Source organism: Pseudomonas sp. FME51 (assembly GCF_014897305.1).
Map to the genome: position 1 here is coordinate 17,288 of NZ_JABUYN010000001.1, position 13,188 is coordinate 30,475.

Annotated in this window: 14 protein-coding genes; 3 read left to right on the plus strand and 11 right to left on the minus strand. The window is 37.3% G+C overall.

Annotation, left to right across the window (positions count from 1 at the left end):
- Positions 1 to 116 precede the first annotated feature (116 nt).
- Entirely contained in the window at positions 117 to 581 is a 465-nt protein-coding gene (locus INT39_RS00110) for an Lrp/AsnC family transcriptional regulator (RefSeq protein WP_193016488.1), read from the plus strand.
- Positions 582 to 728: 147 nt separating this feature from the next.
- Here INT39_RS00110 and bla read toward each other — a convergent pair whose 3' ends face one another.
- Complete coding sequence (gene bla, locus INT39_RS00115; RefSeq protein ID WP_193016489.1) at positions 729 to 1,625, minus strand: class A beta-lactamase; 897 nt, start codon at positions 1,623 to 1,625, stop codon at positions 729 to 731.
- Between the two features lie 168 nt (positions 1,626 to 1,793).
- Between bla and INT39_RS00120 the strand changes: the two genes are divergently transcribed.
- A complete protein-coding gene (locus INT39_RS00120; RefSeq protein WP_319021314.1) occupies positions 1,794 to 2,669 on the plus strand; it encodes a LysR family transcriptional regulator in 876 nt (291 codons plus the stop codon).
- A gap of 75 nt (positions 2,670 to 2,744) precedes the next feature.
- Here INT39_RS00120 and lhgO read toward each other — a convergent pair whose 3' ends face one another.
- From lhgO to INT39_RS00170, 10 genes are all read right to left on the minus strand, one after another.
- Complete coding sequence (lhgO, locus tag INT39_RS00125; RefSeq protein ID WP_226894094.1) at positions 2,745 to 3,935, minus strand: L-2-hydroxyglutarate oxidase; 1,191 nt, start codon at positions 3,933 to 3,935, stop codon at positions 2,745 to 2,747.
- A gap of 27 nt (positions 3,936 to 3,962) precedes the next feature.
- Positions 3,963 to 4,676, minus strand: a complete 714-nt coding sequence (locus INT39_RS00130; protein WP_193016492.1) for a FadR/GntR family transcriptional regulator — start codon at positions 4,674 to 4,676, stop codon at positions 3,963 to 3,965.
- Complete coding sequence (locus tag INT39_RS00135; RefSeq protein ID WP_193016493.1) at positions 4,677 to 6,644, minus strand: TRAP transporter permease; 1,968 nt, start codon at positions 6,642 to 6,644, stop codon at positions 4,677 to 4,679.
- Between the two features lie 12 nt (positions 6,645 to 6,656).
- Entirely contained in the window at positions 6,657 to 7,691 is a 1,035-nt protein-coding gene (locus INT39_RS00140; RefSeq protein ID WP_193016494.1) for a TAXI family TRAP transporter solute-binding subunit, read from the minus strand.
- Positions 7,692 to 8,079: 388 nt separating this feature from the next.
- Positions 8,080 to 8,592: a DedA family protein gene (locus INT39_RS00145; RefSeq protein ID WP_193016495.1), complete on the minus strand. Its 513-nt coding sequence runs from the start codon at positions 8,590 to 8,592 to the stop codon at positions 8,080 to 8,082.
- Between the two features lie 64 nt (positions 8,593 to 8,656).
- The gene (locus tag INT39_RS00150; protein WP_193016496.1) at positions 8,657 to 9,478 is read right to left on the minus strand and encodes an energy-coupling factor ABC transporter ATP-binding protein; all 822 of its coding nucleotides are present in this window, start codon (positions 9,476 to 9,478) and stop codon (positions 8,657 to 8,659) included.
- A complete protein-coding gene (locus INT39_RS00155) occupies positions 9,465 to 10,307 on the minus strand; it encodes an energy-coupling factor ABC transporter ATP-binding protein (protein ID WP_193016497.1) in 843 nt (280 codons plus the stop codon). The genes INT39_RS00150 and INT39_RS00155 overlap by 14 nt, the downstream gene beginning before the upstream one ends.
- Positions 10,298 to 11,002: an energy-coupling factor transporter transmembrane component T gene (locus INT39_RS00160; RefSeq protein ID WP_193016498.1), complete on the minus strand. Its 705-nt coding sequence runs from the start codon at positions 11,000 to 11,002 to the stop codon at positions 10,298 to 10,300. Before INT39_RS00160 ends, INT39_RS00155 begins: the two co-directional genes overlap by 10 nt.
- Before the next feature lies 1 nt (position 11,003).
- A complete protein-coding gene (locus INT39_RS00165; RefSeq protein WP_193016499.1) occupies positions 11,004 to 11,585 on the minus strand; it encodes an ECF transporter S component in 582 nt (193 codons plus the stop codon).
- A gap of 77 nt (positions 11,586 to 11,662) precedes the next feature.
- Entirely contained in the window at positions 11,663 to 12,091 is a 429-nt protein-coding gene (locus INT39_RS00170; protein ID WP_193016500.1) for a PPC domain-containing DNA-binding protein, read from the minus strand.
- Between the two features lie 202 nt (positions 12,092 to 12,293).
- On the opposite strand from INT39_RS00170, the gene INT39_RS00175 reads away from it, so the two are divergent.
- The gene (locus tag INT39_RS00175) at positions 12,294 to 13,169 is read left to right on the plus strand and encodes a hypothetical protein (protein WP_193016501.1); all 876 of its coding nucleotides are present in this window, start codon (positions 12,294 to 12,296) and stop codon (positions 13,167 to 13,169) included.
- The last annotated feature ends 19 nt before the right edge of the window (positions 13,170 to 13,188 follow it).

Consider the following 13,188-nt stretch of genomic DNA (forward strand, 5'->3'; position numbering starts at 1 on the left):
GTGAAATCTAGCGGAAAGATTATATGATGATTCCGAAAAAATCGGGTTGCTTTGTTGCTAACAAAAAGAATTAATTGGCAATAAAATTCCACAAATAGAATTAAGGTTAATCTTTGATGTCAATAAAATTAGATAAGATAGATAAACATATTTTACAGGTTCTTCAACGTGATGGTAAAATCCAGAACATTGAGCTGGCAAAAGAGGTTGGACTTTCACCTTCTCCTTGTCTTCGTCGAGTGCGTTTACTTGAAGAGTCAGGTGTGATCACGCGCTATGTTGCTGTATTAGATGGCAGTAAGATTGATGCAGGGTTATCTTTATTTGCCAGGATCTGGTTTAGAGCTCAGGATGCTGACACTATCGAGGAATTTGTAAAGGCTATCAAAGTATTACCTGAAGTTGTTGAATGCCATTTAATGGCTGGCGAGTGTGATGCGTTAATTCGTATAGTGACAAAAGATTTAGCAACCTATCGCCGTTTTCATGCTGACTATTTAACACAAATTCCTAGTATTCAAAGTATAAAAACGGAAGTGCCAATGGAGACGGTTAAAGTCAGTTTTTCTTTACCGCTTTAATTAAAGGGTAAATATTTTATTTACAATGATTTAACACACATCACATAACTGAATTAAAGTAAAACGATAATAAAAAATAAAAAAAGCTGAGACAAATAAAATTGTACTCAGCTTTTTTATTGTTACTTGTAATTATAAAACTTGTTATTAATGCTTTGTTAATGATGAAGTAAAAGACTTTGTCACGATTTCCGTGGCTTTCACAATAATATCCTTACGATATTTAGCATTCTGATCTTGTTGGGTAAAATAGACGACTAAAACTAATGGCGCATGATCTTCTGGCCAAATAACAGCAATATCATTAGTTGTACCATAATCGCCACTGCCTGTTTTATCGCCGACAATCCAGTGTGTTGGCAAACCTGCTTTAATACTTTGGTTCCCTGTAGTGTTACCTTTTAACCACGTGACGAGTTGTTGGCGTTGAGATTGTCCTAACGCATCACCTAGCGTTAACGTTTGTAGGCTTTTTGCCATTGCAATTGGAGAGGTGGTATCACGAGGATCGCCGTGAATGGCTGTATTTAATTCAGGTTCTTTGCGATCTAAGCGATAGGTAACATCATTAATTGAGCGTGCAAATTCAGTCACTTTTGCAGGGCTACCTAAATAGTCTATTATTTTATTCATCGCTGTATTATCACTGTATTGCAAGGTCGCAGCACTTAATTGAGCCAGTGTCATTCCTGTTGCTAAATGTTTTTCTGTAATAGGGCTGTAAGCGACCAAATCAGATTTTGTTATTACGATATTTTTATCAAGTAATCCAGCTTGTTTTTCACTCTCTTTTAAAACCGCCGCAACAGCCATGACTTTACTGGTACTTGCCATTGCAAAGCGCTCATCACCACGGTAGGTAATGAGTGAATTGTTTTCAGTATTAATTAAGGCAATCCCTAAACGGCCTTGGCTATTTTTTTCAAGCACACTTAATTGTTCTTCAATAGTACTATTTGTTTTAGCCCATAGCAGAGGAGAAGCAAATAGAGATATTAATGAAACTACGATCACGGCGGTCTGACGAAATGTTATTTTAAACATATAAATTGATGCTCATATTAATTTAGTAAAGAAAATCTCAATATAAATAGTCAGTTATTGTATAAATAAAAAGCTGTATATTTATCATCTGCAATATCCTATTTAATTAGTTTATTGACAATCGATAATAAATCGCCTTAGCTTATAGAAAATCTAATGGCTAAGAATATTATGCGAACACATCTTCCTCTTAATGCACTACGCGCTTTTGAAGCATCAGCAAGGCACCTTAATTTTACCAAAGCAGCATTAGAGCTTTATGTTACTCAAGGTGCGGTCAGTCAGCAGGTAAGAATGCTAGAAGAGCGTCTTGGGGTGATACTTTTTAAGCGCTTACCCCGTGGCCTAGAGATGACAGATGATGCACATATTTTATTTTCTGTATTAACAACGGCTTTTAGCAACATTGAACGTGTATTTAAGCAATTTGAACGGGGTGAGTACCGTGATGTTGTTTCAATTGCCACTGTAGGGACATTTGCCGTGGGTTGGTTATTACCCCGATTGGCTGAATTTAAACAACAATATCCAAGAATAGAAGTGAATTTAAGAACAAATAATAATGTGGTTAATTTGGCAACAGAAGGGCTTGATTTTGCCATTCGATTTGGCGAAGGGCTGTGGCCACTAACTCACAATAAGGCGTTATTTTCAGCGCCATTAACGGTGTTATGCTCACCAAAAACAGCCGTACGTTTACAATATCCATCTGATTTAATAAATGAAAATTTATATCGTTCTTATCGAGAAGATGAATGGCTGCAATGGTTTGAAAAAGCAAATATGGCCCCAATAAAAGTAACAGGCTCTATTTTTGATTCTTCACGTTTAATGGTCGAAAGCGCGATTTATGAAGGCGGCGTTGCATTAGCGCCCGCAAAGATGTTTTCAAGAGAAATTGAACGTGGTCAGTTAGTGCAACCGTTTAAAATAGACGTTGAAATAGGGAAATATTGGTTAACATCTTTAAAATCAAAGCCAATGACAGCATCAATGGAAATATTTCAGCAGTGGTTAATGGGGGAAGCATTAAAAGAGAGTTAGATTGAAGTGAAAATAAAAAGCACTGATTAACGCCAGTGCTATTATTTAATTTTTAATAAAGATGTTTTTTAATCGTTACAATAAAAAATGTTCTCTGACTATTTCACGGCCTATTTCAATTGAAGCGGTTGCTGCCGGAGAGGGAGCATTACACACATGCAATGAGCGTTTGCCTTTGACAAAATGGAAATCATCGACGAGTTTACCGTCATTGGTTAAAGCCTGAGCACGAACACCTGCGGGACCAGGATGAATATCGGCTTCACGTAAATCAGGGATTAATTTCTGTGCATTTTGAGTAAAGAGTTTACGTGAATATGAGCGACGAAGCTCTGCCAATCCTTCACCTAAATAATTTCCAGCAATTTTCCAAAATCCTTTGTAAGTGAGAACTTCAGCGAGATCTTTTAAGTTAATATCGCTTTTTTTATAGCCCTCACGCTTAAACGCTAATACTGCGTTAGGCCCAACATCACGGTGTCCGTTATACATACGTGTAAAATGGACACCTAAAAACGGAAAATCAGGGTTAGGAACAGGATAAATAAGGTGATTGACTAAGTGGTTTTTATTGGCATTAAGCATAAAGTATTCGCCACGGAATGGAACTATCTTCATGCCTGTATCATAACCTGCCATTTTAGCAATACGGTCGCTAAATAATCCTGCACAATTAATCAACCACCTACCTGTAAATTGGTTGTTAGATGTCGTTACTGTTACATGTTCATCTGTTTCATTAATAGCTGTTACCGTTTGACCAAACGTAAATTCACCGCCACGAGATTGAATAATTTCAACGTGTTTTGCTGCAATTTCAGAGTAATTCACAATACCTGCATCAGGAACTAATAATGCAGCAATGCCATTAACATAAGGTTCTCTGGCTTTCAGTTCACTTTCGGTCATTTTGATCACTTCAAGCCCATTATCAATGCCACGTTGATAAATGTTTTCTAACGCATTTAGCTCTTTTTCATTAGTCGCGACAATCACTTTGCCACAACGATCGTAATAAAGATTGTGTTGTTGGCAAAACGCATAAGTGGTGATATTGCCTTGTTTTGCTAGCCTTGCTTTAAGGCTCCCAGGTGTGTAATAAATACCTGAATGAACAACATTACTATTATGTCCACTTTGATGAACCGCAGGGCCAGATTCTTTATCAATCACCAATAATTTAAGCTCAGGCTGGCTTTCTTGTAGCGCACTTGCAACGCCTAATCCGACTAATCCCGCCCCGATGATAATTACGTCATAAGTCATAGTCTTATCCACTTTACAAATAGAGAGTTAACGTTTTTTTTGCTGTAAGCGTTTTAATTTTCCACGTACATTCGTCAAATGAAGTCGCATTTTGTGGCTTGTTTCATCGTGATCTTGTTGGCGAATCGCCTCAACAATAGCGTCGTGTTCTGCGATAACGCGCTTTGTTTCAGCATCCCGACCTTTGTTCTGGCTTAATGAATACATTAATACACCCAGATAAAGCTCATGTAAGTTATCTAAGATCCTAACAAAAAAAGGATTATGAGAAGCGACCATAATCGCGCGATGGAACTGATAATCTTCTTCATGACCAATATTTTTATTTTGCTGAGTTGCTAGAATAAAAGCTTGATGTGCATTTTCAATCGCAAGTAATTCTTCAGGTGTACGACGTAAAGCGGCAATTGCTGCCGCTTCATGTTCAATGACCTCACGCATTTCAAGCAGCGAATCTATTTCTTGAGGACGAGCAATCTCCATAACAATAGGTTCATATTTACTGAGTATCGAATGGTCTATAACGCATCGACCACCACCTTGGCGTGAAGTAACAATTCCGCTGGCTTCCAATACACCTAATGCTTCTCTGATGGGGACTCGACTGACACCAAAGGCGTCAGCGAGTACGTTTTCAGAGGGTAACTTTTCCCCTACAGGGTACGTTCCGTTATGAATATTTTTCTTAATCTGCTCAAGAATTTGATGCGATGCTTTTTGGCGTGAGATCTTTTGTATCATCTAGTTTTCCCCTGACACATGTCCCATATGGGCGAGTTGTTTTTTAGACCGTAACATGTGGAATGCACCCGTTAATATGATCAAACTTACGCCCAGAAGGTCGGTATATAATCCGGGTTTAATCATTAAAATTGCGGCGGCTGCAAAAGCAATACGTTCAAACCATGTTGTTTTTACAATCCAGAAATTTGCTGTTGCAATACTCAGTGCATAAATTCCGATTAATGCAGTAATAATCATTAATCCAATAGAGAATACACCTAAATTATCACCTTGCATCAATAAAGCAGGGTTATAAACCAGAATAAATGGAATGATAAAACCGGGAAGTGCTAAACGTACAGCATCCCACGATGTTTGCATTGGGTCCGCTCGTGCAATACTGGCTGCTGTATAACTGGCTAATGCAACAGGTGGCGTAATATTGGATAATGCACCAAACCAAAATACAAAAAAATGGGCAGCTAAAGGCATAACTCCCGCTTTAATTAAGATAGGTGACACTGTAACGGCAACGACGATATATAAAGCGGTTGAAGGTAAACCCATACTTAAAACAATGCACACCAGCATAACAACTAATAAGATCATCCATAATGTATTATCCGTCATTGAGACAATGTTAAAGGCCAATGTCGCACCAATACCTGTCATCGTCACGACACAGATGATGACCCCAATTGCCGCACACGCCACGGTGACTTGAACTGAACCACGTGCCGCTTCTGCTAACGCCTCAGCGACTTTTTTTAAGGTCATACGAACTGTTTTATCGGGTGTTATCCAGCTGGCGACAATAATAGTTAGAATACCTAAAAATCCAGCATAAATAGGGGTTTTACCGACTAATAAAGTGCCAATAACAATGACCAGTGGTAATAATAATAAACCACGCGCTTTTAATACTGCTTTAACTTGTGGGATATTCTCTTTGCTTAATCCTTTTAACCCTTGCTTTTTGGCTTCAATATCAATAGCCATAATTAATGCAGCGTAATACAGCAGTGCAGGAATAATGGCGGCAATGACGATGGTGGTATACGAAATCCCTAAAAAGCCCGCCATAATGAATGCGGCAGCACCCATTATTGGAGGCATAATCATTCCACCGGTTGATGCTGTTGCTTCGACGGCACCTGCAAAACGGGGAGTTAGCCCAATACTTTTCATTAAGGGGATCGTAAATGTTCCTGTGGTTGCTACGTTAGCGACGGCGCTTCCACTTAAAGAGCCTGTCAATGCAGAGGAAATAACTGCAACTTGCGCAGGACCACCGCGACGACGTCCTGCGATAGCAAGGGCTAAATCATTAAATAATGCAGTGGCACCACTCACACTTAAGAAAGAACCAAAAAGAATAAAGACCACAATAGCGGTTGATGCGGTTGAAAGAGTAATTCCAAAAATGCCTTCACTGGTCATAAATAAACGGTATAACAACCGTTCTACGGAAAATCCGGCATGACCGAAAATACCCATAAAATATTGACCAAATAAAGCATAAATAATGGCGAAAGTTGCAAGTCCTGGAATGAAATAACCCGTCGTTCTTCTTGCAGCTTCAAAAAGGACAATAATACCCAATATCGCCATAACATAATCTGTGGTATTTGGAATACTCTTTCTCACTACATGAAGATCGACATAATTTAAGAAAAAATAACCATAACTAACTAATGTTAAAATAATAAAAAGATAATCCCATCCATTAAATTTTGGCGTTGAAAAACGCTTAGAGAATGGGAATAGAATAAACCCTAAAATTAAAATACCACTCAGGAATATAGTATTACGATAAAATTCTTGGGTATTTGATAACGCGTTAGAATAAATGGCATAAAGCGAGATTAATATTGCAAGGGTTGTGGTCATTTTCAGGTAGATACCTGCAAGTTGGCGACTGCCAGAACTTGCCTCTTTATCTAATGCGGGTGGCTCTACCGGAGTTAGATGGTCATTATTAGTCATAACTCACTCCTATTATTTATTATTAGTCTGCGTTTGAGCTTCTGGTGGAATAAGATAATCAGGGATCTCTAATCCAATCTCTTGGTAATAGCGGTAGGCCCCTAGGTGTAGTGGCACAGAAACACCTTTTAATGCATTTTCTGTGGTGATGTATTTAGCTGCACTATGAACTTGATGAACCTCGGGAAGATTTTCAAACATTGATTTAGTGAGTTCATACACTAAATCATTATCAATACTGGTTGTGGTCATTAAGATATTGGGTTGAGCAATAGTATTGACCCTTTCGGTTTGACGAGGATATGTGTTCGCGGGTATTTCAAAGCGAAACCAAGAATTTGCTACATTATTGATGTCATCCAGTTGCTTATCTGTGACTTCTAATAATGTTGCACTGACACCACTGGCATACATATCGGTGACTGCCGAAGCTGGAACACCTGCAGGCAATGCTCCGCCATCTAAGCGTCCATCTCGCATAGCAGAAACAGTATCGCCATACCCTAAATATTCAGGGGTGATCTCTTTTTTGGTTAAATTAACGCCTTTAAGAATAATGATTGTAGATTGCTCAGTACCACTGGCCTGTGGGCCAACAGAAAAGCGTGTAGATCGAATATCGTCTAATGTGCTTGTCTTAATTTTGTTATTCATTAAAACAAAGTGTTCAACATTAGGCCATAACATAGAAATTGAACGCAGCTCTTTTACTGGTTTACCTTCAAAGTTGCGTACACCGTCGTAAGCTTCTACGGCTAAAAGACTTTGTAAAATAGAAAGTTGAGCTTCATTTTTCTGCATCAAGTAAATATTTTCTATTGATCCCGCAGAGGATTGTCCAGTAACTTGAACGCCTCTATCCTTAAGGTGTGTACTCCATACATTCGCTAATCCAACCCCCATCGGATAATACGTTCCTCCTGTTGAGGCTGTTGCTACAGAGAGAAATTGTTTATTCGCATTCTCCTTTTTGCCAGCTATTGCTAATGAGATAACAGCAATAACAGCAACAATACCGATGGCAAGCTTTGTTTTTCTTATTCTCATGATGTTGTTCCTGTACATAAAAACGCAGGTGAATGTTTCACATCAACTTGTATACAACATGACAAGTTTTATAGAAATACAAGATGTTAAAAAATTGTGAGGTGACATGGTGAAATTAAAACAAGAAGATAACAAAGTGTGATCGGCATAATAATTATGCGATTTTTAATCATAATTAGGGTGATATGCACGAAATGCAAAAGAAAATATCAGTAATTTACTAAATAAATAACAAAATAAGCTAAAAAATAGCCAATTTATCGATAATAAAAAATAAAATGAAAAAATGGGTGGTTAGGCAATATTTAAATAATATTGCTGAGTAAAAAGAAAGTAGGGTATTTTTTACATTAAGTGAATGGCTAAAAGGATGTATTAATGAGAATGCTTACAAAACAATGGAAAGCACACCTGTCGCAATTAAAACAAACATAGCCGACCAAACTAAGGCAGAAATAGTACTGGTAATATAAATACCACGCGCCGGTAATTTTAATAAGCCCGCACTAAAAGGAGTTAAATAGCGAAATACAGCTAAAAATCGAGAAATAAACAGAATATAGTGAGTTTTATTTTTTAATAATTGTTGAACTCGATTAATTTTTGATTGATAACGCTTAACCCATGCGTTAAGGCGAGGAAAGTGGTAAATAGAACGACCTAATTCATAGCTAACAATTGAACCTAGTAAAGCCCCACAGCTGGTGGCTAACCAAAGAAATATTGGAGAATAAAAGGGTAAACAAGCGCCAAAAATAAAGATAAGCATTAAGGATGCCGGGGGTAAAAAAGAAGAGATCCCTATAGTCGATTTTCCCGCAGTAATTAAGATAATAGACAAGAATAATGTAATAGGTGATAAATGGCCCAATGAGTCTAATAAGGTGTGAATGATTTCCATTTTATTCTCTCCAGCAATAAAATAAACAACAGCGAACACGAATAATAGGTAGGCCTTAAGATTATTATGAATTAATTTTATGATTTTTATTCATTTCAACTAGCATTTTAGCCCATTCTATTGGGTTATTTTTAATGGGAAGTTTTAGTTTTTGGCTTAATGAGTATAACGTAGGTGCGGGGATATCAGAAAGAGATTGTAATGTTGAATTCATTAGTACTTTTTCAGGAGAATCATCAGCAATTAATTTGCCTGATGATAAATGAATAACACGCTCAAAATGACGAGCAGTAAAATCAAGATCATGACTAATAGCAAGGACCGTTGTCCCTAATTTTTTTTGTACATGAAGCCAGTGTTCAAAACAAGACAGCCAATGGGCATCAAAATCACGTGTTGGCTCATCAAGCAGTAATATTTTTGGTGACAAAATACTTAGACTTGCCACAGCAACCATTCTTCGTTGACCTGCATGCAAATCTAACGGATGAACATCAATAACCTCACTTAAGCCACAAAGCGCTAATGTTTCATCTAAACGTTTTTTTATTTCGGCTTTAGGAAACTGGCGCTGTTTTAGGCCAAATGTGATCTCTTTTTCAACGGTATTATGAAAAATTTGTCGTTCAGGTTCTTGAAATAAAACACCGATATAGTGTGCCCGTTGTTGTGCTTTCATCTGGGATAGCGGGGTGTTATTTAAATTGACTTCACCTTCATTTGGCGTTAATAACCCTGCGATTAAACGTAATAAGGTTGATTTACCTGCGCCATTATCCCCCACTAGGGTTATCCATTCTCCTTGATTTAACGTCAAGGATAACTGAGCAATACAAGGTGGAACATCATCGCTCCAACGATAAGTCACTTTATCAAGTTGTAGCATAAAATTCCTTAAAAGCTTTAAGTAAGGCTTTATCATTATTTACAATATTTTTATTCCAATGATGATTTTCAATTAACCAATGTAACGCTTGCCATGAATCAGGTGCATTAATTGTTGAAAATAAGAAAGGGAAAATAGAGTCTAAGGTACCTGCTGCTTTCATTTTCCCTGCTTCTAACAATAAAAATTGTTCACTTAGCATCATTGCAGGTAATAAATTACGTTCAAGGATCACCACACTACAGTTATGCTCTTTAGCATAATGTTTTATGCGTAGTTGTAATTGCTGTGTTGCATTAGGTGTTAAACGGCTAAAGGCTTCATCAAGCAATAGTAATTTAGGGTGCATAGCAAGCGCACTAGCAATGACGATACGCTGTGCTTCACCGCCTGAAAGAGTTGCAGGGTGGCGAAAACGTAAACTGTCGCATTGTGTTAACGTCAGAGCCTCTTTTACTCGAAATCGAATTTCATTGGCACTTAAGCCTAAATTTTCAGGGCCAAAGGCAATTTCTTGTTCTACGGTAAACGCACACCCTGAAAGTTGTAATTGAGGCGATTGTTGAACGAGTTGGCGACCAGGAGCGAGTGATACTAAGCGATTTTTATCTAGTTCAGTATTTTGTACAATTCCCAAGCCTTGCACAGTGCCTGTTAATATATCAGGAAACCAGCCCGCTAATAATTGAGCAAGAAGGCTTTTACCACTCCCATTTCCCCCAAGGATAACAAGCCACTCCCCTTGTTTTAATTGGAGATCAATAGGCCCAAGGATGGGGTGATCGTCGCCTTTAGGGGTAAAACTAAATTGTTGAAGATTTACCACCATAGCCAAAAACCTCCTTCAATCAAGATAAGCAGCCCAATAGAGTAACGGAGTATTTTTTGAAGTGATGTATCGATAGGGGGATATAGCGTTGTTCGTTTTGCAATAATACGAAAACCCCTCATATCTAATGCTGCACTGCGAATGGTTAAATCACTTAATATATGGCTAATAAGAGGCAGAATAATGGCGGGTAACGTAGTTAAACGTTGCCAAAATGAGCCATCAAGAGGAACGCCTCGTGCTAATTGTGCCTCTCTTATATTGTGTAATTGTTGGCGTAATTGTTCTACTAGCAATAAAGGCCCCGCTAATAAATAGGAAAGGCTCATCGGTAAACGGCTTGCAAATAGCGCTCTAATGAAGTGTTCTGTCGAGGTATATTGTAGCCACAATTGTGCACCACATATTATGGCTAATAATCTTAACCATAAAGCTATTGCCATGGCTTGTTTACTTTTATCTAACGGTGATCCCGTTAACCAATAAGCCAACCAGCCACTATGGACTAACCATAATCCTATTGCCATAGGGATCATTAGCCATGCAATAAAACGCCAACGCCAGCGAGAGGCTTTCCAAATCAATAAGCTAATAAAAGTGCCACTGCTGATTATCAGCAGTGGCAAGCTTAATGATAAAAAAAGCACACTGGCACTTAACCAAAGCCATAATGCCAATGAGGTAAAGGGATGCATGTTAGCGAACCTTGGCGATCGCTGGAAAATTACGTTGTGTTCGTTGAGGTAATTGACGCACTAATAGCCAGGCAATAATCGCAGACAATATTTTATCAGCAAGATTTGCACCTAATACAGTAATGGCAACAGATTCGATTAAACCTTCACCAATAGCATGAAAATAAGCGACAAAGAAATCAGCGCCACTGCCTGTTGCGCCACCAAATAAATAAGTTCGAATAGGCACAGCAACAATCATTAATGCTAATGTAATAATAACACCAGAACCAATGACTCTGATTAAAGAACGAAAGCCACCTGCTCGAGCCAATAAACCTGCACTTAATCCTATCATCATGGCAACAGGAGCAAATGCGGCTGCCATCGGGCCACTAATTAATCCCCATAATAGATTGGTTAATAATCCAGTCAATAATGCGACCCATGGGCCACCTAATAATGCGCAAATAAGCGTACCAATAGAATCTAAAAAGATAGGAAGTTTGACCATTGAGGTGATTTGACCACCGATCATATTTATTGCAATAGAAACAACAATAAGCACGAGTGTACGACTCGAAATCAGAGGAGTTGTAGACATAGTTTAAAAACCTTAGCAAAAAGAATTGTTATTATTGGTTTTATTATTTTGCATAAATAGCGATTTTTTATAAAAAACTATTTACGCGGCGTGATGACCAACTCTTCATAACCAGAGTGTTTACAAGGCTGACGGCTAAAAGTCACTTGCTCTAACTCACCAATAACGAGCTCTAGCGTTGTGCGCACTGTACAACCTGGCATCATATGTCCACCACACATTAATCCATTTTCATCTGAAACTGCTAAATGCAAATGCTCACCTTGGTCATCTAATGTTCCAATCAGTGAAACAATTTCAAATTTACCTGTAAGATAGCGATTTTCTTCGCGTCCTGCAAAACGTAATACCACATCTGTTAAACTCCCCACACAACCTGCAATAAATGCTGATTTCAGGTTTTGTTCCTTCATTATTTGTCGTAATGCCATAATGACATCTTCATTAGGGAGAAGGCGTAGAGCAATAAATCGAGCATGAGAAGAAAGTAATGAGATATGAGACATATGTATTTTATCCTAAATATCAATATAACAGGAGGAACGGCATCATCTATCAAAATAGCTAATTTGATAAGTGAAAATTAGCATTAATGAGTATCAACAAAGTGTAAAAGTCATTTTTGTTATTATTCATGGAAAAGCGTTGATAGGGAATAGACAGTAAGTATTTTAAGCAAAAAAGTGTTAATGATGTAAAAATTACCCAATGATAAATTTATCCTTAATTTATCAAGAGGGTAAAGAAGGTATTCAAAAAGATGTCGCAAAAGCACAAGAGTATGAAAAACGTATTAGTATTGATTTATCTAACCCAGAATTAGAATTGTACGAAATAGTGACAAGAACTCGTGAGGGAAGAAATTATGATCTTAGTCGTTTAATGAAACAAGAAGATAATGATAAGAAACTACTTGAACTAGCAAGGTTTTACTCTTATGAAGATCGCCAAAAAAGTTTTGTTTATGCAGAAAAAGCGTATAATTTAGGAAATAAAAAAGCGAGTGAATACCTTTATAAATATTATATGGAGAATATTTGTGAAGATAAAGATAATATCAATAAAGTAGCGAATTACTTTAAAAAATGGATAGAAACAGAAAAACCTCGTAGTAACGAATTTACCTATAATAGCACTATAACTATTGCTGATTATTATTTAGAAGCACCTTGTTTAGTTGAGAAAGATTTAGATAAAGCAATTGAGTGGTATCAATTATCTTTAGATTATCCATTTGGTATAGATAGTCGTATATACACTGAATTAAATAAAATGTACTCCAATGGGCTGGATAACGTAAATCAGGATCCTGCAGTAAATATGTATATTTCTACTTTAAAAAATCATAATGACTATATTGTAGAGATGAATATTCGATTAGGAAAAATGAATTTTGCAGAGCCTTCTTTTTCAAAACTCTATGAAGTTTATCTGTTAAAAGGTGATGTGAAAAATACTTATTATTACGGTTTATTACTGAATGTCGATGTCAATAATGTCGCTATGTTTTATTCTTTGTCAGAGAGTGAGCGTAAAAGTATTGAAGCTCGTGTCGCTGAATATTTAAGTCAAAATAAACAGTAGCGCTCTATTAGAAAGCCCC

Bases quoted from the DNA above. Each gene is read 5' to 3' on its own strand.
- INT39_RS00135 (WP_193016493.1), bottom strand. From the start codon at position 6,644: ATGACTAATAATGACCATCTAACTCCGGTAGAGCCACCCGCATTAGAT.
- INT39_RS00165 (WP_193016499.1), bottom strand. From the start codon at position 11,585: ATGTCTACAACTCCTCTGATTTCGAGTCGTACACTCGTGCTTATTGTT.
- INT39_RS00140 (WP_193016494.1), bottom strand. From the start codon at position 7,691: ATGAGAATAAGAAAAACAAAGCTTGCCATCGGTATTGTTGCTGTTATT.
- INT39_RS00150 (WP_193016496.1), bottom strand. From the start codon at position 9,478: ATGCTACAACTTGATAAAGTGACTTATCGTTGGAGCGATGATGTTCCA.
- INT39_RS00155 (WP_193016497.1), bottom strand. From the start codon at position 10,307: ATGGTGGTAAATCTTCAACAATTTAGTTTTACCCCTAAAGGCGACGAT.
- INT39_RS00145 (WP_193016495.1), bottom strand. From the start codon at position 8,592: ATGGAAATCATTCACACCTTATTAGACTCATTGGGCCATTTATCACCT.
- INT39_RS00160 (WP_193016498.1), bottom strand. From the start codon at position 11,002: ATGCATCCCTTTACCTCATTGGCATTATGGCTTTGGTTAAGTGCCAGT.
- INT39_RS00175 (WP_193016501.1), top strand. From the start codon at position 12,294: ATGATAAATTTATCCTTAATTTATCAAGAGGGTAAAGAAGGTATTCAA.
- lhgO (WP_226894094.1), bottom strand. From the start codon at position 3,935: ATGACTTATGACGTAATTATCATCGGGGCGGGATTAGTCGGATTAGGC.
- INT39_RS00170 (WP_193016500.1), bottom strand. From the start codon at position 12,091: ATGTCTCATATCTCATTACTTTCTTCTCATGCTCGATTTATTGCTCTA.
- bla (WP_193016489.1), bottom strand. From the start codon at position 1,625: ATGTTTAAAATAACATTTCGTCAGACCGCCGTGATCGTAGTTTCATTA.
- INT39_RS00110 (WP_193016488.1), top strand. From the start codon at position 117: ATGTCAATAAAATTAGATAAGATAGATAAACATATTTTACAGGTTCTT.
- INT39_RS00130 (WP_193016492.1), bottom strand. From the start codon at position 4,676: ATGATACAAAAGATCTCACGCCAAAAAGCATCGCATCAAATTCTTGAG.